This is a genomic window from Novosphingobium sp. EMRT-2 (assembly GCF_005145025.1).
Lineage (GTDB): Bacteria > Pseudomonadota > Alphaproteobacteria > Sphingomonadales > Sphingomonadaceae > Novosphingobium.
In genome coordinates, this window is the sequence record NZ_CP039695.1 from 2,779,367 (window position 1) to 2,802,111 (window position 22,745).

At 66.3% G+C, this 22,745-nt stretch carries 16 protein-coding genes; 10 read left to right on the plus strand and 6 right to left on the minus strand.

Features of this window, described 5'->3' with window-relative positions; all coding sequences use genetic code 11:
* Window positions 1-398 precede the first annotated feature (398 nt).
* Both FA702_RS13660 and FA702_RS22975 read right to left on the minus strand, forming a co-directional pair.
* A complete protein-coding gene (locus tag FA702_RS13660; protein WP_136956574.1) occupies window positions 399-2,435 on the minus strand; it encodes a TonB-dependent siderophore receptor in 2,037 nt (678 codons plus the stop codon).
* 302 nt (window positions 2,436-2,737) lie between these two features.
* Window positions 2,738-2,917, minus strand: coding sequence for a hypothetical protein (locus tag FA702_RS22975; RefSeq protein WP_210417542.1), 180 nt, complete (start codon window positions 2,915-2,917; stop codon window positions 2,738-2,740).
* Between the two features lie 370 nt (window positions 2,918-3,287).
* Here FA702_RS22975 and FA702_RS13670 point away from each other — a divergent pair, with 370 nt between their 5' ends.
* The 6 genes from FA702_RS13670 to FA702_RS13695 all read left to right on the plus strand — a co-directional run bounded on the left by FA702_RS13670 (window position 3,288) and on the right by FA702_RS13695 (window position 11,635).
* Entirely contained in the window at window positions 3,288-4,865 is a 1,578-nt protein-coding gene (locus FA702_RS13670; RefSeq protein ID WP_255504575.1) for an ATP-binding protein, read from the plus strand.
* 1 nt (window position 4,866) lies between these two features.
* Window positions 4,867-5,787, plus strand: coding sequence for a response regulator (locus FA702_RS13675; RefSeq protein WP_125953965.1), 921 nt, complete (start codon window positions 4,867-4,869; stop codon window positions 5,785-5,787).
* A 616-nt stretch (window positions 5,788-6,403) separates the two neighbouring features.
* Window positions 6,404-7,387, plus strand: a complete 984-nt coding sequence (locus FA702_RS13680; RefSeq protein WP_136957417.1) for an NADPH:quinone oxidoreductase family protein — start codon at window positions 6,404-6,406, stop codon at window positions 7,385-7,387.
* A 399-nt stretch (window positions 7,388-7,786) separates the two neighbouring features.
* Complete coding sequence (locus tag FA702_RS13685; RefSeq protein WP_136956576.1) at window positions 7,787-9,187, plus strand: aldehyde dehydrogenase; 1,401 nt, start codon at window positions 7,787-7,789, stop codon at window positions 9,185-9,187.
* A gap of 45 nt (window positions 9,188-9,232) precedes the next feature.
* Window positions 9,233-10,087 carry a p-hydroxycinnamoyl CoA hydratase/lyase gene (locus tag FA702_RS13690; RefSeq protein ID WP_136956577.1) on the plus strand — a complete coding sequence of 285 codons (855 nt, stop codon included), beginning with the start codon at window positions 9,233-9,235 and terminating at the stop codon, window positions 10,085-10,087.
* A 141-nt stretch (window positions 10,088-10,228) separates the two neighbouring features.
* Window positions 10,229-11,635 carry a M20/M25/M40 family metallo-hydrolase gene (locus FA702_RS13695; protein ID WP_370385514.1) on the plus strand — a complete coding sequence of 469 codons (1,407 nt, stop codon included), beginning with the start codon at window positions 10,229-10,231 and terminating at the stop codon, window positions 11,633-11,635.
* Window positions 11,636-11,651: 16 nt separating this feature from the next.
* Here FA702_RS13695 and FA702_RS13700 read toward each other — a convergent pair whose 3' ends face one another.
* Entirely contained in the window at window positions 11,652-12,266 is a 615-nt protein-coding gene (locus FA702_RS13700) for a TetR family transcriptional regulator C-terminal domain-containing protein (RefSeq protein WP_255504576.1), read from the minus strand.
* 96 nt (window positions 12,267-12,362) lie between these two features.
* Here FA702_RS13700 and FA702_RS13705 point away from each other — a divergent pair, with 96 nt between their 5' ends.
* A complete protein-coding gene (locus FA702_RS13705; RefSeq protein WP_136956579.1) occupies window positions 12,363-13,544 on the plus strand; it encodes an aromatic ring-hydroxylating dioxygenase subunit alpha in 1,182 nt (393 codons plus the stop codon).
* A 118-nt stretch (window positions 13,545-13,662) separates the two neighbouring features.
* Window positions 13,663-15,276 (plus strand): NAD(P)/FAD-dependent oxidoreductase, encoded by a 1,614-nt coding sequence (locus FA702_RS13710; protein ID WP_136956580.1) that lies wholly within the window; start codon window positions 13,663-13,665, stop codon window positions 15,274-15,276.
* On the opposite strand, the gene FA702_RS13715 is transcribed toward FA702_RS13710, so the two are convergent.
* A complete protein-coding gene (locus FA702_RS13715; protein WP_136956581.1) occupies window positions 15,230-16,534 on the minus strand; it encodes an amino acid permease in 1,305 nt (434 codons plus the stop codon). The two genes, FA702_RS13710 and FA702_RS13715, sit on opposite strands and share 47 nt — an antisense overlap.
* Window positions 16,535-16,624: 90 nt before the next feature.
* Between FA702_RS13715 and FA702_RS13720 the strand changes: the two genes are divergently transcribed.
* Together FA702_RS13720 and FA702_RS13725 are read left to right on the plus strand one after the other, a co-directional pair.
* A complete protein-coding gene (locus FA702_RS13720; protein WP_136956582.1) occupies window positions 16,625-18,220 on the plus strand; it encodes a sulfotransferase in 1,596 nt (531 codons plus the stop codon).
* 110 nt (window positions 18,221-18,330) lie between these two features.
* Window positions 18,331-20,694 (plus strand): TonB-dependent receptor, encoded by a 2,364-nt coding sequence (locus tag FA702_RS13725; protein ID WP_136956583.1) that lies wholly within the window; start codon window positions 18,331-18,333, stop codon window positions 20,692-20,694.
* A gap of 63 nt (window positions 20,695-20,757) precedes the next feature.
* Here FA702_RS13725 and FA702_RS13730 read toward each other — a convergent pair whose 3' ends face one another.
* Window positions 20,758-21,429 carry a response regulator transcription factor gene (locus FA702_RS13730; protein WP_136956584.1) on the minus strand — a complete coding sequence of 224 codons (672 nt, stop codon included), beginning with the start codon at window positions 21,427-21,429 and terminating at the stop codon, window positions 20,758-20,760.
* 114 nt (window positions 21,430-21,543) lie between these two features.
* Complete coding sequence (gene pobA / locus FA702_RS13735; protein ID WP_136956585.1) at window positions 21,544-22,713, minus strand: 4-hydroxybenzoate 3-monooxygenase; 1,170 nt, start codon at window positions 22,711-22,713, stop codon at window positions 21,544-21,546.
* Window positions 22,714-22,745: the final 32 nt, after the last annotated feature.

Genomic DNA, 22,745 nt, shown 5'->3' on the forward strand with positions numbered 1-22,745 from the left:
ACCGGCATGACGCAAACGTCCGTCCGACCGGGCATGTTATCCCGGCCTTTCGCTGACACCGGCCCCCCGACCGACTTGCGCCGGAGCACGCCCGTCCCGGATTGCCTCCGGTTTCCGGCGTGCCGCCCGGGGTGCCTCCCCTGCAGAAGGCTCTCCCGAATCGATGGGTATGACAGAGGACCGCCGTTCGACAAGGCGCGATAATGCTGCGGTGCAAAAAATTGAGCCATTGTGGCGCGTGCAAGACCGGGTCCGGCCGTGGCGCAGCGCTTCGCTTTCATGCCCCCACTCCCGTTCGGGCCGGCGGCCGCCGGCGCGGATCTTGTCGTCATGATCCCCCTACGCCGCCGCATGCGCTATGTCTGCCCATGCGGCGCGGGAAATACGTCTGCGCGCGTTCAGCGGATGTCGACGCGCAGCCCCGCCCAGACCGTGCGCGGCGTGCCAAGATCGATCGAACCGGCGGCGTTGCGCGTGACGATCTCGGCGTCGGTCAGGTTCTCCCCGCGCAGGATCAGGCTGAACGGCCCCGCCAGCGGCACGCGGACGAAGGCGTCCAGTGTCGTCGCGGCTTTCAGTGTGTCGGTCTGGAGATCGTCCTCGTATTGCGCGCCGACATGGCGCAGCGTCATCGCCAGCGTCCAGCGCGGGGCGGGCTGCCACGACAGCGTGCCGCTGGCGGCGATCTTCGGCGTCTGCGCGGGGCGCAGGCCGTTTAGCGCCAAGGCCGCGCCGCTGGCTTCGACCTTGGCGTCGGTGAGCGCCAGCGATCCGTCGAATGCGAACGGCCCCAGCTTGACCGACGTGCCCAGTTCCAGCCCGCGCGCGCGGATGGCGTCCACGTTCTGGCGCTGGCGGGTGTTGGCGGCGACCGTTACATTGGCGATGGCGTGCTCCACCCGGTCCTGGAAGGCGGTAAACGTGAAGGTCACGGCCGGAATCGGGTTGAAATCAAAGCCGGCCTGATAGCCGACCAGCCGTTCGTTGCGCAGGCCGGGGTTGGCCTGTGTCACGATGGGAAACACGGTGAAGGTGCGGTAGAGTTCGTTCAGCGTCGGCTGGCGCAGCCCGGTGTAGGCGGCCGCGCGCAGGGCAAGGCCATGGCCCGCATGGATCACCGCGCCGCCCCGGAAACTGCCGGTCCATCCCGCGCGGTCGGCATACGTCGCAGTGCCGGTGACCACGCCGGCCGCGTTGCTGGTGACGAGATGCCCGTCGGCAATGGTCCAGCGGTCCGCCCGTGCCCCGGCGGTGAGGATCACCGGGCCAAGCGTCCAATCGTCTTCGGCGAAAAAGCCGACATCGCTGTTGCGCCCGCCCGCGCGGCGGCGCGCGGTGACCGCGCCGGTCGTGGCGTTATAAGCATCCTCGATCCCTTCGCCCGATGCCACGCGCCAGTCCGTGCCCAGCCGCAGCACGTGCGCGCCGCCGACCGGCGGGCGCAGCTCGGCCTTGCCGCCCCATCCGGTTGTGGGGGTGCGGCGCTGGTCCAGCGTCTTGCGATAGCTGGTGGAGCTGATGGCGATATTGTTGAAATCGCGCGCCTGGATGTAGGTCAGCACGTCGAACTGCCAGCGCCCCCGGCCGATCAGGCGCAGGCTGGCGTCCTGCCCGCTCGATCCCGTGTCCGCCCCGGCGAAGCGCAGCGTGCGGTTGTCCTCGAACGCCAGCAGGCGCACTTGCAGCTCGGTTTGGGCACCGATCGGCGCGACGCCGCGGATGCCGGCCGACCAGCTTTCGTACCGCGCCCGCACGCTCGCCGGTACGCGCTGCGCGACCGGCGTGGTCCAGAAACCCTGGCCGCGATCCCAGCGCCCGCTGACGACGGCGAAGCCCTGACCCAGCTTCGGCGCGAAGGTGCCCGAGGTTTCGGTCTCGCCGCGATCGTTGGCGAGCGCGCTGGCGCTGACAAGGCCCAGTTGATCGGCATTCGCGCTGCTCAGTTCGATCGTTCCGGCCACGGCGCCGGCACCGAACGCGCCCGCGCCGCCACCGCGCGTGACGCGCGCCGATGCCAGCCGTTCGGGCGCGATGGCGCTCAACGGGATATAGCCGAAGAACGGGTCCGCCATGGGCACGCCGTCGAGCAGGACGAGCGTGCGGCTGGTGGCGTTGCCGCCGAGCGCGCGCAGCGTGACCCCTTGCGACGAGGGGTTGGACGAGCGGCTGTCGGAGCGGCGGAACTGCTGGAAGCCCGCGGCCGAGGACAGCGCGTCCTCGATCCGGCCCGATGCCGCGAGCAGCAGCTTCTCGCGGTCGATCTGCTGGACGTCGTAGGCCGCGGTGGCGGGTGCATCGATCAGTCCGCGACCGGTGACGACGATCGCCTGCGCCGGACCTTGCGACGCATCGGCGGGTGCCTCCTGCGCCTGAGCGATGGTTGGCAGGAGTGCGGCAAGCGGCAAGGCAAGGGCAGGGCGGGCAAACGGCCGCATGGGCGAACTCAACTCCTCTTGGTTCCGGGAACCGGCCGGACGAAGACCTCCCGGGGCACCGGGAAAGGCGCGTCGGCACGCCTAGCCGAATGCGGGCGTTTCGCCAGCCGTATTCGCGCTGCGGACGGCATTTTGCGGGCGCCTGCGGCCCGCTCTGGCATGGTGCGGTGCGGAAACTTCCACTCACTAGGGCGAGTCGCGGCGGTTGAGCATTCGGCAAATGACGTATGTTGAATGCTCTCTCTCATAATACTCTTTTGCCAGATCGTAACACTGTGCGAGGAAATATGTCCGCTCAAAGGTTAACCCATGTCGAGCCCGATGTCGTTGCTCGGATGGCGTCGGTGATCCACTGCCAGAAGCCGGAAGTGATCCAGGCGAACTTCGGAATCGGCCTGAATACGTGGGTTAAGCTGCGGGAAGGAAAGGCGATTCGCCATTCCGTCGCGATCCGGCTGCTCCAGCGCCTGCAGCGTGATCATCTGATCTGAACCTCCGCGCGATCGGGCATTTTTGTGCCCGTTCCCGATTTCGTACAATCGTCCTGAATCTGTTCGGGAGGGGTTGAGTTCATCGCGTTTGCGATGCACAATCCAAAATGGCGCAACACACAATGCCCGGCGCCTGGGGTCGATAAAGTACAATGTCCGATGCGTTGGGGAGGGGGCCGGCGCATAATGCCGTGTCCCCTGACAGATCAGGAACTGCCATACCGCCGTTCAGGGTGAGGGACCTTTGAACGCGATGCCGCATCGCCTGCCGTCCGGAGCTGACGCTGCTTGGCGTGGCCCGCGGTCACGCGCGGGCGCTTGGCCATTCCTGCAGGGCGGACACTTCCCCGCACCCCGCGCTGTGGCGCTTGCGATTTGCGCGCTGGCTGCGGTCGCGCTCATCGTCGGGGCAGAGCTTTCCGATAGCGGATCGACGCTGTTTCACGCTCTCGCGGCGCTGGCCGTGCTGTGCCTTGCCGGAATTGCGGTCCTGGGTTGGCGCGGCGGCAGGGTTTCGGCGCCCGTCAACAGCCCGGTCGACGCCGTTCCGGACCTGGTGGATCTACTGCGCGACAAGGAAGCCGCCGAGGCGGCCAATGCAGCCAAGAGCCGCTATCTGGCCAATGTCAGCCATGAAATCCGCTCTCCGCTGAACGCGATCTACGGCTACGCCCAGCTCGTGGAACATGAAGCGGGGGTCGATCCGCAGGAGGCCGCCCGCGTCATCCGGCGCAGCGCCGAACACCTCACCAATCTCGTCGAAGGGCTGCTCGACATCTCGCTGGTCGAAAACGGCGTGTTGCGGGTGAACAGCGAAGTGGTGCGGCTGCCGGCGCTGATCGACCAGATCGTCTCGATGTTCCGGCCGTCGGCGGCGGTGAAGGGCCTGGCTTTCCGCTGCGAACTGCCCGAACGGCTGCCCGAATTCGTGCGGGCCGACCAGAAGCGCCTGCGGCAGGTGCTCATCAACCTGCTGTCGAACGCGATCAAGTTCACCGAGACCGGGACCGTGACCTTGCGCGTGGCGTGGTCCGGGCAGACCGCGGTGTTCGAGGTGATCGATACCGGGCCGGGCATCGCCGAGGCGGACCGCGAGCGCATCTTCACGCGCTACGAGCGCGTCGGCGAGACCGGCCGGCCGCAGGATGGCGCGGGTCTCGGCCTGCCGATCACCCGCGCGATTCTCCAGATACTCGGCGGGACGCTGGAGCTCGAGAGCACGCCGGGGCAGGGATCGTGCTTCCGCGTGCGGCTGATGCTGGGGCATGTCGCCGGCTATCGCGAAACCTCCGCAGCGGCGCGGCGGGTGATCGGCTACGAGGGCCGCCGCCGTTCGGTGCTGGTGACCGATGACGATCCGGAACAGCGCGCATTGATGCGGCGGGTTCTCGAAGGCATCGGCTTCGAGGTGACGCTGGCCCCCGACGGGGCCACAGCGCTGGCGCTGAGCGATGCGCGCGCGTTCGATCTCGTTCTGCTCGATGTGTCCATGCCCGGCCTGTCCGGGTGGGATGTCGCGGCGCGTCTGCGGCGCACGCAGGATCACGCGATGGGCGTCATCATGCTCTCGGCCAACGCCCATGAACGCCACGGGCCTGACACCGGCGCGCGCGACCACGACCTGTTTCTGGTGAAGCCGATCGAGTTCGGGGCGCTGGTCGATGCGATCGGCGCGCGCCTGAAGCTGGAGTGGATATACGAGGGGGATGCCCCGGCGGAGGTGGGCGGCTCTCCCGCGCTGCCGCTGTCGGAAGCGGCGCGCGAACATGTTGAAAAGTTGCGCGAACTGCTGCGGATCGGGCATGTAAGGGGCATGGAAGCCGAAATTAGGAAGCTTGAGGCGGCTCAGCCGGACGCGCGCGAACTGGTCGAGGCGCTGTACAACTGTCTGGATCGGTTCGACTTGTCGGGTCTCGCCAAGACCCTTGAGGGCCTCTGACATGGATCAGCGGCCGATTCGTCGTGACACCGTGCTCGTCGTCGATGACGAAGCGGATTCGCTGCGCCTGCTGACCGATACGCTGGAAGCGGGCGGCATTACCGTGTTGGTGGCGACATCCGGCGCGGCGGCGCTCGACCTGCTGGGCCACGTTGTGCCCGATCTGGTGCTGATGGACGCGGTGATGCCCGGCATGGATGGTTTCGAGACCACCGCGCGTATCAAGGCCAATCCCGAAACGGCGCATGTGCCCGTGATCTTCATGACCGGCCTGACCGAGAGCGAGCATGTGATCGAAGGGTTCGAGGTGGGCGGCGTGGACTATGTCCGCAAGCCGGTGAACGTGCACGAACTGCTGGCGCGCGTGCGCGTCCACATGGGCCACGCGCGCGCGGTCCAGGCCAGCACGACCGGACTGGATGCCACCGGCCGCCTGATGATGGCCACCGACACGCGCGGCTTCCTGCTGTGGTGCACGCCCATGGCGGAACAGGCGATCAACCGGGTCGAACCCGGCTGGAGCAAGGAGGACGCGCAACTGCCCGTTGCCCTGCGCAGCACGGTGGAGCGGCTGCTGACGCGCAAGGATGCGCGCGGCGCGTCGGTCCGCTTGGAGCAGGGTGACAGCGCGCTGGAACTGGTGCTGGTGGCCCAGTACCGCGAAAACGAGGTGCTGATCCGCCTGAACGAGCTGAACCCGCAGGTGGATGTCGCGCGGTTGCAGGCGCGGCTCGGGCTCACCGATCGCGAGGCGGAAGTGCTGCTGTGGATCAGCTATGGCAAGTCCAACAACGTCATCAGCGACGTGCTGTCGATCAGCCCGCGCACGGTGCAGAAGCACCTGGAGCGCATCTACGAGAAGCTGGGCGTGGAAACGCGCGCGGCGGCGGCGGCGATCGCGATCAAGAGCATCGGCCAGTAGCCGGAGGCCGGCCCTTGCCCCGGCTCTGAAGACGATTATGTAGCTTGCAAATTCTTACTCTACGAGTTCGTCATTGCGAGCGTAGCGAAGCAATCCAGAGCGGCTTGAGCGTGACTCTGGATTGCTTCGTCGACTGCGTCGCCTCGCAATGATGATGGTGAGTTTGCAAAAAAGCATAAACGCCTTTTTGAAACAGCGCCGGATCGCAAGGGAAAAACACGATCGCGATCCGGCCCTGCCTTGCCCGTCGGCCTGTCGGGACCCAGGGTAGTCCGGCGGCAGTCCAGCGGGTGATCCCCGCGTCCGGCAGGCCTGGCTTGGTGATCGCGCCGGATCATGCGCCAGTCCGCGAGACCTGAAAGCGGCGGCCCGCCCAAGGGGCGGCGGCGCTTTCCACAACACCAATTCCTGCGAACGCTCTTATGCTTATCGATCGCGCCCGGTATCGAACCAGCCGCGACGGCAACCCTGTGCGGGATAGGCAACCAAGCTATGCAGCGATGTCCCGATCGACAAGGGGAGCGTGCAAAAATCCGTCATAGCCGGTTTCCGCCAGCCTTGCCCGCGCAACGACGCTCGTCCATCAGGGGCGCGGGAGAAGCGCGCTATGATGACCATGCAGGCCCTTGAGGTATCCACGCTGACGCCTGATCTGACCGGCCTCGGCCTCGTCGCCAGGCCGGTTCCCGAACCGGGCGACGGACAGGTGCTGGTCCGGATCGAAGCGGCCGCGCTGGGCTTTCCCGACCTGCTGATGACGCGCGGCGGCTATCAGGCGAAACCGCCGCTGCCGTTCGTGCCGGGCATGGAAGCGGCGGGGACGGTGGTGGCCGCGGGCGCTGGCGCGGAATGGGAGAAGGGCGCGCGGGTCATCGTCGGCGGTTTGACCGGGGGTTGCGCGCAATTCGGCGTCCACGCCACTGATGCGATCGTGCCGATGCCCGATGCGCTCTCGTTCCCTGAAGCGGCGGCGTTGCGGGCGGCGTATCTGACGGCCTGGGTCGCCCTGGTGCGGTGCGGAGCGGCGCAGCCGGGACAGTGGGTGCTGATCCACGGCGCGGCCGGCGGGGTGGGGCTGGCCGCGGTCGATCTGGCGCGAGCGCTAGGGTTGCGCGTGATCGCTGTCGCCTCCAGCGAGGACAAGCGCCGGCGCATTGCGGACCTCTATGCGCCGGAGCATGTGCTGGCCGGCCCGGCGGGCTTCCGCGAGGCGGTGCTCGACATCACCGGCGGCCGCGGCGCCGACCTTGTCTATGATCCGGTCGGGGGCGATGCGTTCGACGAATCGACGCGCTGCATCGCGTTCGGCGGACGCCTGCTGGTGGTCGGTTTCGCCAGTGGGCGGATTCCGGACATTCGCGCCAATATCCCGCTGATCAAGGGCTTCTCCGTGGTGGGCGTGCGCGCCGGGGAGTTCGGACGCCGCTTTCCCGATCTTGGTCGGGAGAACGTGGCGGCCATCGTCAGGCTGGCCGGAGAAGGACGCATTCGCCCGCATGTTCACGCGGCGCTGCCGCTGTCGCACTGGCGCGAGGCCTTCGAGGCGATGGAAAACCGCACGGTCATCGGACGCACCGTGCTGTTGCCGCACGCGGATTGATTCCGCGAAACGGGAACGGGCGCAAAAAAAGGGCCGCTCCGTTGCCGGGCGGCCCTGAATAGTTTGGGAGAGGATGCCTGAAAGGCCCGCCCTATGTGCGTTTCAGACCGTTTCAGCGCAAGTGCGAAAGTTAACGGAACGATTGCGTTTTATGCACTTACTGGCGCCGAAGTGCAGGTTTCTTGCGCTCCCGCTGTGTGAAAAATGCGTTAAAACATGGCGTTCATTCGTATGCGCAAGGTTTGGCTCGCGCGGTCCGATGCAGTGGGCGCAATTCTGAAACGGAACAGGACGCGGCTGTTTGCGCGCGGTTTCGCACCTGCAGGCAGGGCATGCGGGGAGGCATTGCCATGCCCCGACTCAATTGCTATGAAATATAACATATTGGGAGAGTCGCTCATGATCTTCGAACGTTTGAACCCCCTGACGGGCGCGGTCGCCTCCTCGGCGGAAGCCATGAAAGCCGGTGATATTCCCGCCATAGCGGCGAAGGCCGGCGCGGCTTTCCCGGCATGGGCGGCGATGGGGCCGAACGCCCGGCGCGCGGTGCTGATGAAAGCCGCCGCCGCGCTCGAGGCGCGCAAGGACGCCTTTGTCGAGGCGATGATGGGCGAGATCGGCGCCACCGCCGGCTGGGCCATGTTCAACCTGGGCCTTGCCGCCAGCATGGTGCGCGAGGCGGCGGCGCTGACCACGCAGATCGCCGGCGAGGTGATTCCATCGGACAAGCCCGGCTGCCTGTCGATGGCGTTGCGCGAACCGGTGGGCGTGATCCTGGGCATCGCGCCGTGGAACGCGCCCATCATCCTGGGTGTGCGCGCCATCGCCGTGCCGCTCGCGTGCGGTAACGCGGTGATCCTCAAGGCCAGCGAGACCTGCCCGCGCACGCACGCGCTGATTATCGAGGCTTTTGCCGAGGCCGGGTTCCCCGATGGCGTGGTCAACGTGGTGACCAACTCGCCGGCGGATGCGGCCGAGGTGGTGGGCGCGCTGATCGATGCGCCGGAAGTGAAGCGCATCAACTTCACCGGTTCCACCGCAGTCGGCAAGATCATCGCCAAGCGTGCGGCCGAGCATCTCAAGCCCTGCCTGCTCGAACTGGGCGGCAAGGCCCCGTTGCTGGTGTTGGAAGACGCCGATCTGGACGAGGCGGTAAAGGCGGCGGCGTTCGGCGCGTTCATGAACCAGGGCCAGATCTGCATGTCGACGGAGCGGATCATCGTGGTCGATGCCGTGGCGGACGAATTCGCGCGCCGCTTCCGCGATAAGGTCGCCGCCATGCCGGTGGGCGATCCGCGCCAGGGCACCACGCCGCTGGGCGCGGTGGTCGATGCCAAGACCGTCGCGCATTGCCGCGCGCTGATCGCCGACGCCTTGGCGCAGGGCGCGGAACTGCTCGTGGGCGGGGAAACCGAACAGGGCGTGCTGATGCCGGCGCATGTGGTCGACGGCGTGACGCAGGGCATGAAGCTGTTCCGCGATGAAAGCTTCGGGCCGGTGGTCGGCGTCATCCACGCGCGCGATACCGAACATGCGATCGAACTGGCGAACGACAGCGAGTATGGCCTGTCCGCCGCCGTCTTCACCAGGGACATCGCCAAGGGCCTGTCCGTCGCCCGCCGCATCCATTCGGGCATCTGCCACGTCAATGGCCCGACGGTTCACGACGAGGCGCAGATGCCCTTCGGCGGCGTTGGCGCATCGGGCTACGGCCGCTTCGGCGGCAAGGCCGGCATCGACAGCTTCACGGAACTGCGCTGGATCACGGTCGAGACCCAGCCGGGGCATTTCCCGATCTGATTTCCCGAACATACTTCCGAACATTTCCATCGAAAGGACACGAAAATGGCTGACCAGCCCGCCGTCGAGCGCGCCGAAGAAGATACCGTCGCCTTCACCGTCGAGAACGGCATTGCCTGGGTGAAGTTCAACCGCCCGGAAAAGCGCAATTGCATGAGCCCGAAGCTCAACCGCCAGATGGGCCGCGTGATCGCCGATCTGGAATTCCGCGATGACGTGAAGGTGCTGGTGCTGACCGGCGAGGGCGAGGCCTGGTCGGCGGGCATGGACCTCAAGGAATACTTCCGCGAAACCGAGGCGCAGGGCCTCTGGGCGATCCGCAAGTCGCAGCGCGAAGCCTATTCGTGGTGGGAACGCCTGCGCTGGTATGAAAAGCCGACGATCGCGATGATCAACGGCTGGTGCTTTGGCGGTGGCTATGGCCCGCTGTTCGCCTGCGACATCGCCGTCGCTGCGGAAGACGCGCAGTTTGGTCTTTCGGAAATCAACTGGGGCATCCTGCCGGGCGGCGGCGCGTCGAAGGTCGCGGCCGATCTCATGCCGCTGCGCAAGGCGATGTACCACGCGATGATGGGCGAGAACCTGACCGGCAAGCAGGCCGCCGAACAGGGCCTGGTGACCGAGGCCGTGCCCGCCGACAAGCTCCACGCGCGCGTGCTCGAAATCGCCGAAGCGCTGTGCAAGAAGGACGGCCATGCCCTACGCGCGACCAAGTGGGCGGTGCGCCGCATGGTCGAGATGACTTACGACAATGCCGAGGACTACCTGATCCGCGCGCAGGAAGCGCTGCACAATTTCGGCGGCGTGGAAGCGCGCAAGGAAGCGACCCGTCAGTTCCTGGACGAAAAGAGCTTCAAGCCCGGCCTCGGCACGTTCGACGCGAGCAAGGTCAAGCGCTGATCCGCTTTCCAGCGGAAGCGATGGACGCCCCGGCCGTTTTCGCGGCCGGGGCGTCCTGCGTTTTGGGCGCAAGAAAAATTGTTGCTTCTGCAACCGGTTGAAGCCAGCGTGAGCGCCCGAAGGAGTCGCTTGTTCATGTCCATGATCCGTACCGCTCTCGTTTCCGCGTCCGCCGTGATCGCGCTGTCCGCGGCTTCGGTTTCCACCTCTGCCAAGGAGGCGACGCATCCGCAGGCCGAAGCGCAGGCGCTTGACCTGTCAATGAAGTCCATCGCGATCCGTTCGGTGCGCGGCGAGGGCAACAAGACCATAGAGGTTGCGCGGCTTTACAAGGACACGCTGGTCAAGGCGGGCTGGGGGGACGGCGATATCGAGATCACGCCGGTCGACGACACCGCCTACCTGATCGCCACCTGGAAGGGCAGTGATCCCGCGCTCAAGCCGCTGGTCATTTCCGGGCACATGGACGTGGTCGAGGCCAAGCGCGCCGACTGGGTGCGCGATCCGTTCGCGCCGGTGGTGGAAGACGGCATCCTCTATGGCCGTGGCGCCAGCGACATGAAGTTCAGCGGCGCGCTGGCGCTGGCCTCGCTGATCGAGCTGCGGCGCGAAGGCTACAAGCCCAGGCGCACGATCATCATCGAATTCTCGGGCGACGAGGAAACGACGATGAAGACCAGTGGCATCATCGCCGAACGGCTCAAGGATGCCGAACTGGTGCTCAACATCGACGGCGGCGGCGGCCTGCTCGACGAGGCGAGCGGCAAGCCGCTGCTGTGGACCTGGGATGGCGCCGAAAAGACCTATGGCGATTTCAAGCTTGAGGTGACCAACCCCGGCGGCCACAGTTCGGCCCCGCGCGCCGAAAACGCGATCGTCCAGCTGGCGACCGCGCTGGAGCGGATCGGCGCCTACCATTTCACGCCGGAACTCAACCCGCTGACCAAGGCCTTCTTCGAAAGCGCGGCAAAGTTTCAAAACGATCCGACGATCGCCGCCGCGATGCGCGCCTTCGCCGCCAACCCCAAGGATGAAGCCGCCATCGCCACGCTGCGCGCCAACCCGGCGACCGTGGGCATGATCGGCACGACCTGCGTGCCCACGATGGTCAACGGCGGTCACGCGCTGAACGCCCTGCCGCAGCGCGCCACCGCCAACATCAACTGCCGCATCTTCCCCGGACATCCGCTGCCCGAGATCATGGCGGAACTGGAGAAGGTCGCCGCTTCGCCCGCCGTCAAGTTTTCCGACGTGACCGAAGGCTCGGTGGCCACCCCGGCATCGCCGATGCGGCCCGATTTCACCGCGGCGGTGGAGAAGGCGATGGCGAAGGTCTATCCGGGCGTGGCGGTGTTCCCCTCGCAATCGTCGGGTGCATCGGATTCGATGTGGTTCCGCCATGTCGGCGTGCCCAGCTATGGTGCCAGCCCGGTGTTCGGGAAGGTGTCCGAGGAGTTTTCGCACGGGCTCAACGAGCGCATCCGGCTCAGCAATATCCGCCCTGGCGTGACGTATTACCTGAGCGTGCTGACCGACCTGAGCAAGTAAGCCAGCGCTTTCGGCCTCAGCCGGGCCGGGCCGGCACGATCGTATCGAGGAAGCGGCGGGCGATTCCGCTCGCTTCCTCCACCGCAAAGCAGCCAGGCGACAGGCACAGTTCGAGCCACAGGCCGTCGACCAGCGCCGTGACTGCGATGGCGGCGCGGCGCAGTTCGCTGGCGGGAACGCCGCAGCCGGCCAGCAGGCCTTCCAGCCGCTCCCGAAAACCGGCGTACTGTTCGTCGTGCTGGCGCGCGATGTCGGGCCGCGCGGTGACAAGGCCCCAGAAGGCCACCCAGGTCGCCAGCAAGTGCCGGTCGGCGATGTCCGGCGCGAAGCTGGCGGTGACGAATGCGTCGAGCCGGTCGCGCGCATCCGGTCCGGCCTCGCCAACCGCCTTGTCGAGCGCGCCTGTCACCATGCCGTCGACATGGGCATACGCCGCCGCGACCAGAGCATCCACGCCATCGAAGTAGTGGTTGACGAGCCCGGGCGAGACGCCCGCCTCCTGTGCGATCGCCCGCACGCTGGCGCCTGCGGCGCCGGCGCGGCCCAGCACACGCGCGCAGGCTTCGATCAGGCTATGCCGCCGCGCATCGGGTTCGGCGCGTTTGAAGGCCGGCTCTTTCATCTTGCGCATTCTACCTTTTGTTGTACGTTTGTCCAACAAGCTGTTGGCGTGGCGGATTCGGAAAGGCGGCCGCTGCGATGTCGTGGGAAACGCGGAGATTGAACCATGGGTGACCTGTCGTCTGCCTTCGAAAGCATTTCGTCCGCGGATGTCGATCCCGACGCCGATTGGAGCCTGCCCGGCTGGCTCTACACCGATCCCGAATATTTCGCGCTGGAAATGGACAAGGTGATCCGCCCGTCGTGGCAGATCGTCTGCCATGAAAGCGATATTCCGGCGGCGGGTGATTATCGCACGCTCGAATACCTGGGTGAAAGCGTGGTGACCGTGCGGGGTGAGGATGGGCAGATCCGCGCGTTCGCCAATGTCTGCCGCCATCGCGCGATGCGGCTGGTGGAAGGCCATGCCGGGTGCGTGAAGAAGTTCGTCTGCCCCTATCACGCCTGGGTGTTCGAAACCGACGGGCGCCTTTCGGGCGTGCCGATGAAATCGGACTATCCGGCGCTGAAGCTGGAAGAGAACGGCCTCGCGCCGGTTTCGGTCGAGGTATGGCGCGGCTTCGTGTTCGTGCGGCTGGAGGACCGGGGCTTCCCGTCCGTCGCGGAGATGATGGCGCCGTTCGAGGAAGAGGTCGCGCCCTATCGCTTCGAGGAGATGCGGCGCATTTCCGACGTGCGCCTGCGCGAACGTGCGGTGAACTGGAAGAACGTGGGCGACAATTATACCGACAACCTGCACATCCCGGTGGCGCATGACGGGTTGACGCGCATCTTCGGCCGGTCCTACGAGATTTCCGACCATGGCTGGGCCGATCGCATGAAGGGCGATCTGGTGGAGAAGCCGTCCGCCAACTTTTGGGAGCGGTTCTACCAGACGCACCTGCCCGACGTGCCGCATCTGCCGCCGGAAAGCCGGCAGCGCTGGCTCTACTACAAGCTCTGGCCGAACATCGCGTTCGATATCTATGCCGACCAGATCGACTTCATGCAGTGGCTGCCGGTCTCGCCGACCACGACCGTCCTGCGCGAAATGGCGTTCGCCCTGCCCGATGACCGGCGCGAGATGAAGCTGGTGCGCTATGCCAACTGGCGCGTGAACCGCGTGGTCAACCAGGAGGATACCTGGCTGATCGAGCGCATCCAGAAGGGCATGGCTTCGAAGACCTATGGCGCCGGTCCGATCGGCGCGAGCGAGGTCTGCCTGCGCAGCTTCGCGCGCAAGATCCGCGCGATCGTGCCCGAAGCGCGCCTGCACAAGGCACCGCCGGCAGGGTGGAGCCGGAAGTAGAACCCACCCCCGGCCCCTCCCGCACGCGGGAGGGGAGAAAGAAGGGCAACAAGGTTCCCCTCCCGCTTGCGGGAGGGGTTAGGGGTGGGCATCACTGCCCTTCGACGGAGAGCAGCACATGACCAACCGCTATGACGCGATCATCATCGGCGGCGGCCACAATGGCCTCGTCTGCGCCTTCTATCTGGCCAAGGCCGGGATGAAGGTGCGCGTGCTGGAGCGGCGGCACGTGGTGGGCGGCGCGGCGGTGACCGAGGAATTCCATCCCGGTTTCCGCAATTCCACCGCAAGCTACACGGTCAGCCTGCTGCGCCCCAAGGTAATCGCGGACATGAAGCTGCACGATCGCGGCTTCCGCATCATCGAGCGGACGATCAGCAACTTCTTTCCCTTCCCCAATACCTACCTCAAGCTGGGCGGCGCGCCGGGGCGGACCGAGGCGGAGTTCGCTCGCTTCTCGCAGAAGGATGCCGAGGCCTACCCGAAGTACGATGCCGCGCTGGAAAAGGTGGCGCAGGTGCTGCGTGACATCGCGCTGCAATCGCCGCCCAACGTCGGCGGTGGCGTGCGCGCGCTGCTGGCGGCGGCGCAGCAGGGCTGGCCGCTGGCGAAGATGGACATCGCCACGCAGCGCGATCTGCTGGACATCTTCGTCAAGTCCGCGCGCGAATTTCTCGATGGCTGGTACGAGGACGATCACGTCAAGTCCGCCTTCGCGTTCGATGCGGTGGTGGGCAACTATGCCGGCGTCTCGACGCCCGGTTCGGCCTATGTGCTGCTCCACCATGTGTTCGGCGAGGTGAACGGCAAGTTCGGCGCCTGGGGCCACTCGGTCGGCGGCATGGGATCGATCACGCAGGCGATGGCGCGGGCGTGCGAGGAGGCCGGCGTCGAGATCAGCCTGGAAAGCCCGGTGGCCAAGGTGCTGGTCAACAACGGGAAGGCCGCCGGGGTCAAGCTGGAGGGCGGAGAGGAACTTTACGCTCCCATCGTGGCGGCCAATGTCGGCCCGGCGCTGCTATACCGCCAGATGGTCGACGGGGCGGACCTCGACGAGGATTTCCGGCGCCGCATCGCCAATTTCAAGACCGGTTCGGGCACGTTCCGCATGAACGTGGCGCTGTCCGAACTGCCGGACTTCACGGTGCTGCCGGGCAAGGAGCGGGCCGAACATCACACCGCCGGCATTATCATCGCGCCGGGCATGGACTACATGGACGCCGCGTTCGACGATGCGAAGACGTTCGGATGGTCGAAGAAGCCGATCGTCGAGATCAAGCTGCCGTCGACCGTCGATGACAGCCTCGCCCCCAAGGGCGCGCACGTCGCCAGCCTGTTCTGCCAGCAGTTCGCGCCGGAACTGCCAGACGGGCGGTCCTGGGACGACGTGCGCGAACAGGTGGCCGATCACATCATCGACGCCGTTGCCGACCATGCGCCGAACTTCAAGGCGGCGGTGATCGCGCGGCAGATCCATTCGCCGCTCGACCTCGAACGCAAGTTCGGGCTGATCGGCGGCGACATCTTCCACGGCCACATGAGCCTCGATCAGCTGTGGGCGGCGCGCCCGGTGCTGGGGCATGGCGATTACCGTTCGCCGATCAAGGGGCTCTACATGTGCGGATCGGGCACGCACCCCGGCGGCGGCGTGACCGGCGCCCCCGGCCACAACGCCGCGCACGAGATCATCCGCGACCGTTCGGTGCTGTGGAAGATGCTCCACCGCGGCTGAGGGCCAAGTACACGGGCACTCCCGCCACCACGAACAGCGCGCCGTAGCCCAGCGCTTCGGCGCCGAGGCCCCAGGCGGCCCAGACGATGAACGCGGCGCCAACGGCGGCGATGGCGATCATCGGCTTTTCGCCCGGCAGCAGGCGGATCGCCGCCGCCATCGACAGGAAGTAGGACAGCATCCCGGCGGCGAGGCTGACCGAGGCGATGAACTGGAACAGGTCGCCCATGCCCTTGCCGTAGTTCAGCAGAGCCACCACGCTGAGCAGAACGCTGGAAACGACGTGGGAGCGGACCGGCGTACCCCGGCTGCTTTCCCTGGCGAACCAGCGCGGGAACACGCCGCCGCGCGCCATCGCCCACGGCACTTCGCCCTGCAGCAGGATGAAGCCGTTGAGCGTGCCGAAGGCGCTGATCGCCGCAAACAGCGCCACCACTTCGGCCACCCCGCCGCCGAACGCCTTGCGCAGCAGGTCGGCAACCGGCGCGGGAGACGCGGCGGCTTCCGGCGCGGGCATATAGGCGGCGAAGGCCAGCGAAATACCCATGTAAACAAGGCCGGTGAGGGCTACGCCGATCAGCGTCGCGCGGGGGACGACGCGGTCGGCATTCTCCACCTTGTCGGCCGGCACGGTGGCGGATTCGAGGCCCAGGAAGCCCCAGAAGGTGAGGCCGGCGGCGCTGGCGATCGCGCCGAACGAGATCGGCACCGGCGGTTGCGTGGCGCGCGGGGCACCGGTGGCGAACCACCACAGCGCCAGCCCGATCAGCGCGACGAGCGGCACCAGCTTCAGCGTGGTGGTCACGATCGAGAGATCGCCCACGGCGCGCGTGCTGCTGATGTTCACCAGCGTCAGCAGCCACACGCAGCCGACCGCGAGCAGCGCGGGCAGGCCCGGCGTCTGGCCGATCCACGGAAAGATCAGGCTGAGATTGCTGACCACGGCCACTGCGATCGCGCCGTTGCCCGCCCAGATCATCGTCCAGTAGCTCCAGGCGGTGATGAAGCCGGTGGCCGGGCCGAAGGCGGCCTGGGCATAGGCATAGGGGCCGCCGGCCAGCGGCATCCGCGCGCCCAGCCGCGCGAAGGCTCCGGCCAGGCACAGCGCGCCGGCCAGCGTCACGCCCCAGCCCGCCAGCTGGTTCATGCCCAGCGGCGCCAGCGTTGCCGGCAGAAGATAGATGCCCGATCCGATCATGTTGCCGACGACCAGCGCCAGCGTCATCCAGAACCCCAACCCCCGCGCGGGCTTGCCCATCCGTGATTCCCTCAAGATCGTTTCAATGCAGACTATCGCTTGATTGCGCGGCGTCAGCATGTTTGTGATGCGGCGATGACAAATGTTGGCATGTCCTCCCGCAGCGCGCCCACCGCGTTCTACGATCCGCGCCTGATCGCGGCGGCGGCCGCGTTGAACAGGAACCTGCTCCATGAAGCCGAACCGCTGCTGCGCGCGCTGCTGAAGGAAGACCCGTTCGACGTCCGCGCGATCCGCATGTTCGCCGAACTGGCGGGGCGGATCGGGCGCTACGCGGACGCGGAAAACCTTCTGCGGCGGGCGATCGAACTCGCGCCGAACTTCACCCCGGCGCGGGCCAATCTGGCGCTGGTGCTGTACCGGACCAATCGCCCGGCCGAGGCGCTGGACGAACTGCAGCGCGTCACGGCGGACGACCCCGACAACGTCGGCCATGCCAATTTGCAGGCTGCCGCGTTCGGCCGCATCGGCGAATTCGACGAGGCGCTGGCGCTTTACGAACTGGTGCTGAAGGAAACGCCCGGTCAGCCGCGCGTGTGGATGAGTTATGGGCACATGCTCAAGACGGTGGGGCGTCAGGCGGACGGCATCGCCGCCTATCGCCGCGCGATCGCCCTTGCGCCCACGCTCGGCGAAGTGTGGTGGAGCCTCGCCAACCTCAAGACCGTGCGCTTCACCGATGAGGACATTGCCACGATGCAGGCGGCGCGGGAAACGCCGGGTATTGCCGAGGACGATGCGTGGCACCTCGATTTCGCGCTGGGCAAGGCTCTCGAAGACCGGGGGGCTGTGGAAGCGGCCTTCGCAAGCTACGCTGCGGGCAACGCGCTGCGGCGCAGGCGCATTCCCTATCGCGCCGACGAGACCGAACGGCAGGTGGACGCCATGATCGCGACCGCCACGCAGGGACTGTTCGCGGCGTTTGACGGCGCGGGGGCCGAGGCGGCCGATCCCATCTTCGTCGTGGGCATGCCGCGTTCCGGCTCCACACTGGTCGAACAGATTCTCGCCAGTCACAGCCAGGTGGAAGGCACCAGCGAACTGCCCGATATCGCACTGCTGGCGCGCGGTGTCGCGGATTATCCGGCAGGGCTCTCCGCGCTGTCCCCCGCGCAACTGCGCGACATGGGCGAACAGTATATCGAGCGGACGCGTGTCCAGCGGCACACGGGGCGGCCGCTCTTCATCGACAAGATGCCCAACAACTGGGTGCACGTGCCGCTGATACGGCTGATATTGCCCCATGCCCGCATCATCGACGCGCGGCGGCATCCGCTCGGCTGCTGCTTCTCCAATTTCAAGCAGCATTTCGCGCGCGGTCAGGGCTTCAGCTACGATCTGGCCGACATGGGGCGCTATTACCGCGACTACGTGCGGCTGATGGCGCATATCGATAGCGTGCTGCCGGGGTACGTCCATCGCGTGATCTACGAGCGGATGGTCGACGATACCGAGGCCGAGGTGCGTGCGCTGCTGGCGGCCTGCGGCCTGCCGTTCGAGCAAGCCTGCCTCGCCTTCCACGAAACCGCGCGTCCGGTGCGGACCGCCAGTTCGGAGCAGGTGCGCCAGCCGATCTATCGCGACGGCACCGGAGCCTGGAAGCCGTTCGAGCCGTTTCTGGCACCGTTGCAGGACGCGCTGGGGGACGTTCTCACGTGTTATCCGCAAGCCCCGCAGTCGTGGTAATTTGGCCACGGTCGGCAACGAACGATAGTTGCGAATTGCAACGATCTTGACGTTATGTTGCTGCGCGTCACAAACCGCAGACAGAACACATCAGATCAGGGCAGCCCATCATGAGTGCAGGTTTCCGACGCTTCTCCCGGCTGGCGCTTTTCGCCGGCTCGGCTCTGGCCTCGTTTCCGGTTTTCGCGCAGGAAGCGCAAAGCGCTGCCGATGACAACGATCCCAACGTCATCATCGTGACCGCGCAGAAGCGCAGCGAAAACCTGCAGAACGTGCCGATCTCGATCCAGGCGCTGGGGTCGCAAAATCTTGAGCAGCATCAGGTGGCGAGCTTCGACGACTACGCGAAGATGCTGCCCAGCGTGAGCTTCCAGTCTTTCGGCCCAGGCCAGGCGCAGCTCTCGTTCCGCGGCATCACCAGCGGCGGCGACGGTTTGCACGGCGGCTCGCTGCCAACCGCCAGCCTCTATCTCGACGAAGTGCCGGTGACGACCATCGCCGGGGCGGTCGACCTCCACATCTACGACGTCTCCCGCGTCGAAGCGCTGTCGGGTCCGCAGGGGACGTTGTTCGGCGCCAGCTCGCTCGCGGGTACGCTGCGCATCATCACCAACAAGCCCGACACCAAGGAAACATCGGGGCGCATCGACTTCGAGGGCACCAAGTTCGGCAAGGGCGGTTACGGTGGCACGGTCGAGGGCTATTTCAACCTGCCGCTGAACGAGCGCATGGCGTTGCGCGTCTCGGCCTTCTATGAGCGCGACGGCGGCTATATCGACAACGTGCCCGGTACCCGCACCTACACGCTGGCCGATAACGACCCCTCGACGAACCTGACCATCAACAATGCCCGCTACGTCAAGAAGGACTTCAACACGGTCGATACCTACGGCGGCCGCGCCGCGCTGAAGGTCGATCTTGACGACAACTGGACGGTCACGCCGCAGGTGGTTTACCAGAAGCAGCGCGCGCACGGCTCGTTCCTGTTCGATCCGCGTCTGGGCGACCTCAAGGTTACTGACTATGCCACCGACCTCAACCGCGACGAATGGGTCCAGGCAGCACTGACCATCCAGGGCAAGCTCAGCGATTGGGACGTGACCTATGCGGGCGGCTACTTCGATCGCCGGGTCGATAACCAGGCGGACTATTCGGAATACACCGTCGCTTACGATTCGCTGCAGGGTTCGTTCTACACCAACTTCCCTACCGCGAGCGGCGGCTACCTCGATCCGACGCAGGCTTATCATGGCCACGACAGCTACACCAAGCAGACGCATGAACTGCGCGTCGCATCGCCCAGCACCGATCGCCTGCGTCTGGTCGCCGGGCTGTTCTTCCAGCGCCAGACCGACCGCATCGTCGCCGACTACGTGATTCCGGGCCTTGCCGGCATCCCGAATTCGCCGGCCGTGCCCAAGGCCGGCGACGACATCTTCGCAACGCGCGCTTACCGCGTCGACCGCGACTATGCTGCGTTCATCGACGGCTCTTACGACATCACGCCGAACCTCACGCTGTCGGGCGGTATTCGCGCGTTCATCGCCAACAACACCTTCGTCGGCTTCTCCGGCTTCGCGTCCGCTGTGACCCAGCCGAACTGTATTGCCGTGAGCGCTTCGGACCGGGTGTGCAACAACTTCAACAAGAAGGCGGTCCAATCGGGCGAAACCCACCGCGCCAACCTGACCTGGCGGATCGATCCCGAGCGGCTGGTCTATGTGACCTATTCCACCGGCTATCGCCCCGGCGGCAACAACCGCCGGCCGGGCATCAATCCCTATCAGCCGGACACGCTCGACAACTACGAATTCGGCTTCAAGACAACGTGGTTCGATCGCAAGCTGCGCCTCAACGGTGCGGTGTTCTACGAAAAGTGGAAGAAGCTGCAGTACGGCCTTAGCCCGGTCGGTTCGGCCGGCGTGACCAATATCTACAATGCCGGCGATGCGCGCGTCTATGGTGTCGAGGCGGATGCGGGGCTGAAGCTCGGCAATCTGATGCTTTCAGCCTCGGGCACTTATATCGATGCCAAGCTGACCACCAATTTCTGTTCGATCGGGGCCAACGGCAACGTGGATTGCACGCTGGGCGTCGTCGCGGCGGCGAAGGGGACGCGTCTGCCGATCCAGCCTCGGTTCAAGGGCAACGCCACCGCGCGCTATTCGTTCAACATCGGTCCGTCTTCGGCCTTCGTCCAGGCCTCGATGCTGCACCAGTCGGGCACGCGGTCCTACCTGACCGATGCCGAGGCCAACCTCCTCGGATCGACCAAGGGTTTCGAGACGTTCGATTTCTCGATCGGCGGCACGTTCAGCGGCATCGATATCGAGGCGTTTGTGGAGAACGCGTTCGACAAGCGCGGCGTGCTGAGCATCAACACGGTTTGTGCGCCGACCATCTGCGGCGCAGGGCGGCGCTATTATCCGATCAAGCCTCAGATGTTCGGGCTCAAGTTCGGCCGCAGCTTCTAACGGTCCATCCGGGAAATCCACCGGCGTGGATTTCCCGGCAGGCCCTTCCCCGAGAGAACGATCTTACGGCCGGTCGAGCACGTAGCCCATCGAGCGGACGGTGCGCAGCGGGTAGCCGGCGCCCACCTCGCGCAGGGCGCGGCGCAGGCGGCTGACCCAGGCGTCCACCGTGCGCTCGTCGATCGGCTGCCCGTGCTTGCCCAGCGCGGTGATCAGTTGCGTGCGGGAAAAGACGTGGCCGGGCTGCTCCATCAGGTAGCGCAGCAGGCGGAACTCGTTGGGCATGAGCTGGACCGGCTTGTCCTTCCAGCGCACCTGCAAGGCGGCAAGGTCCAGCGTCAGGTCGCCCAGTTTCAGCGTGCGGGCGGGGGCCTCGTGATCCGGCAATTGCACCGACAGCACGCGATCGAGCACCGTGTTCCGGTCAATCGGGGCGACGATGTAATCGTCCGCGCCGGCGCGCAACGCGCGGCGCTTGGCCTCGGCATCGTCTTCCTCCAGGATCATCGTGACATGCGCGGCTTCGGTCTGCGGATCGGCGCGCAGCCGGCGGCACAGCTCCAGGCCCGACATCTCGGGCAGCACCCAGTCCACGAAGGCCCACGGGCGTCCATCGAGCAGCGGCGGCGGGGACGACCATTTCCACGCGTGGAAAACGACGCGCAGGTCGTCGTGCAGGAAGCTGTCGTGTCCGCCGGCGAGCGTGCCGGTGAGGAGGATGTCGATCTGACGCATTGGCCCCATCCGCTATGGATGGCGCCTATCTGATGCAGCTATGTGACGGCTGAGTGACGATATGACGAAAACCGGCGCCTAATTGGCGCAGCGCCACCGCCCGGGTCGCGCCGGTCACACCGGCAGGCCGACGTAGTTTTCCGCGATGCTGGTCTGCGCCGCCGTGCTGGAGGCGATGTAGTCCAGTTCCGCCACCTGCATCGCGCGCTCGAACGGGCCGTCATCCGGGAAGCGGTGCATCAGCTTGGTCAGCGACCAGCTGAACCGTTCCGATTTCCACACGCGCGCCAGCGCCTTGGCGGAATAGCCGGCGATGGCATCGGCATCGGCGCGCCGGAAGAAGCCGGTCAGGGCCTCGGCGGCGTAATGCACGTCGCTGGCGGCCAGGTTCAGGCCCTTGGCGCCGGTGGGCGGCACGATATGCGCGGCGTCGCCACACAGCAGCAGGCTGCCATGGCGCATCGGCTCGAACACATAGGAGCGCAGCGGCGCGATCGATTTCTCGATCGCCGGCCCGCGCGTGATGTTCGCCGCCGCATCGGGGCCGAGGCGGATCGCCAGTTCGTCCCACACGCGTTCGTCGCTCCAGTCCTCGATCTTCTCGGACAGCGGCACGTCCACGTAATAGCGGCTGCGCGTGTGGCTGCGCATGGAAGCGAGCGCGAAGCCGCGTTCGTGATTGGCGTAGATCAGTTCGGGATTGCACGGCGGCACGTCGGCCAGGATGCCCAGCCAGCCGAATGGATAGACTCGCTCGAACTCGCGCGCGGCGGAGGTCGGGATCGCCTTGCGCGAAGGGCCGTGGAAGCCATCGCAGCCGGCGATGAAGCGCGCGTCGATGCGCTGGTCCGCGCCGTCCTTGCGGAAGGTGACATAGGGCGCGTCGCTCTCGATCGCGTGCAGCGCCACGTCCTCCGCGCCGTAGATCACCGGCAGTCCGCGATCGGGTGCAGCATCCATCAGATCGCGCGTGATTTCGGTCTGGCCATAGACCGTCACGGTCTTGCCGGTGAGGTTGGCCACGTCGATGCGGATCAACCGTTCGCCGTCCGCCAGATTGAAGCCTTCCTCGACCAGTCCTTCAGCCTTGAGCCGGGCATCGAGGCCCAGGCGCGCCATCAGCCCGACGGTGATCTGTTCGAGCACGCCGGCGCGGATGCGGCCCAGCACGTAGTCCGGCGTCTGCCGTTCGAGCACGATGCAGTCGATGCCCTCCGCCTTCAACAGATGCCCGAGCAACAGGCCGGCCGGGCCGGCGCCAATGATGGCGACCTGGGTACGCATCGACTTCTCCCACGCATGCAGCCCTGGACGGC

Excerpts from the sequence above, each read along its gene's own strand:
- FA702_RS13690 (WP_136956577.1), top strand. The coding sequence starts at position 9,233 with ATGGCTGACCAGCCCGCCGTCGAGCGCGCCGAAGAAGATACCGTCGCC.
- FA702_RS13660 (WP_136956574.1), bottom strand. The coding sequence starts at position 2,435 with ATGCGGCCGTTTGCCCGCCCTGCCCTTGCCTTGCCGCTTGCCGCACTC.
- FA702_RS13675 (WP_125953965.1), top strand. The coding sequence starts at position 4,867 with ATGGATCAGCGGCCGATTCGTCGTGACACCGTGCTCGTCGTCGATGAC.
- FA702_RS13725 (WP_136956583.1), top strand. The coding sequence starts at position 18,331 with ATGAGTGCAGGTTTCCGACGCTTCTCCCGGCTGGCGCTTTTCGCCGGC.
- FA702_RS13705 (WP_136956579.1), top strand. The coding sequence starts at position 12,363 with ATGGGTGACCTGTCGTCTGCCTTCGAAAGCATTTCGTCCGCGGATGTC.
- FA702_RS13710 (WP_136956580.1), top strand. The coding sequence starts at position 13,663 with ATGACCAACCGCTATGACGCGATCATCATCGGCGGCGGCCACAATGGC.
- FA702_RS13695 (WP_370385514.1), top strand. The coding sequence starts at position 10,229 with ATGATCCGTACCGCTCTCGTTTCCGCGTCCGCCGTGATCGCGCTGTCC.
- FA702_RS13680 (WP_136957417.1), top strand. The coding sequence starts at position 6,404 with ATGCAGGCCCTTGAGGTATCCACGCTGACGCCTGATCTGACCGGCCTC.
- FA702_RS13730 (WP_136956584.1), bottom strand. The coding sequence starts at position 21,429 with ATGCGTCAGATCGACATCCTCCTCACCGGCACGCTCGCCGGCGGACAC.
- FA702_RS13700 (WP_255504576.1), bottom strand. The coding sequence starts at position 12,266 with ATGCGCAAGATGAAAGAGCCGGCCTTCAAACGCGCCGAACCCGATGCG.
- pobA (WP_136956585.1), bottom strand. The coding sequence starts at position 22,713 with ATGCGTACCCAGGTCGCCATCATTGGCGCCGGCCCGGCCGGCCTGTTG.
- FA702_RS13685 (WP_136956576.1), top strand. The coding sequence starts at position 7,787 with ATGATCTTCGAACGTTTGAACCCCCTGACGGGCGCGGTCGCCTCCTCG.
- FA702_RS13720 (WP_136956582.1), top strand. The coding sequence starts at position 16,625 with ATGTCCTCCCGCAGCGCGCCCACCGCGTTCTACGATCCGCGCCTGATC.
- FA702_RS13715 (WP_136956581.1), bottom strand. The coding sequence starts at position 16,534 with ATGGGCAAGCCCGCGCGGGGGTTGGGGTTCTGGATGACGCTGGCGCTG.
- FA702_RS22975 (WP_210417542.1), bottom strand. The coding sequence starts at position 2,917 with ATGATCACGCTGCAGGCGCTGGAGCAGCCGGATCGCGACGGAATGGCG.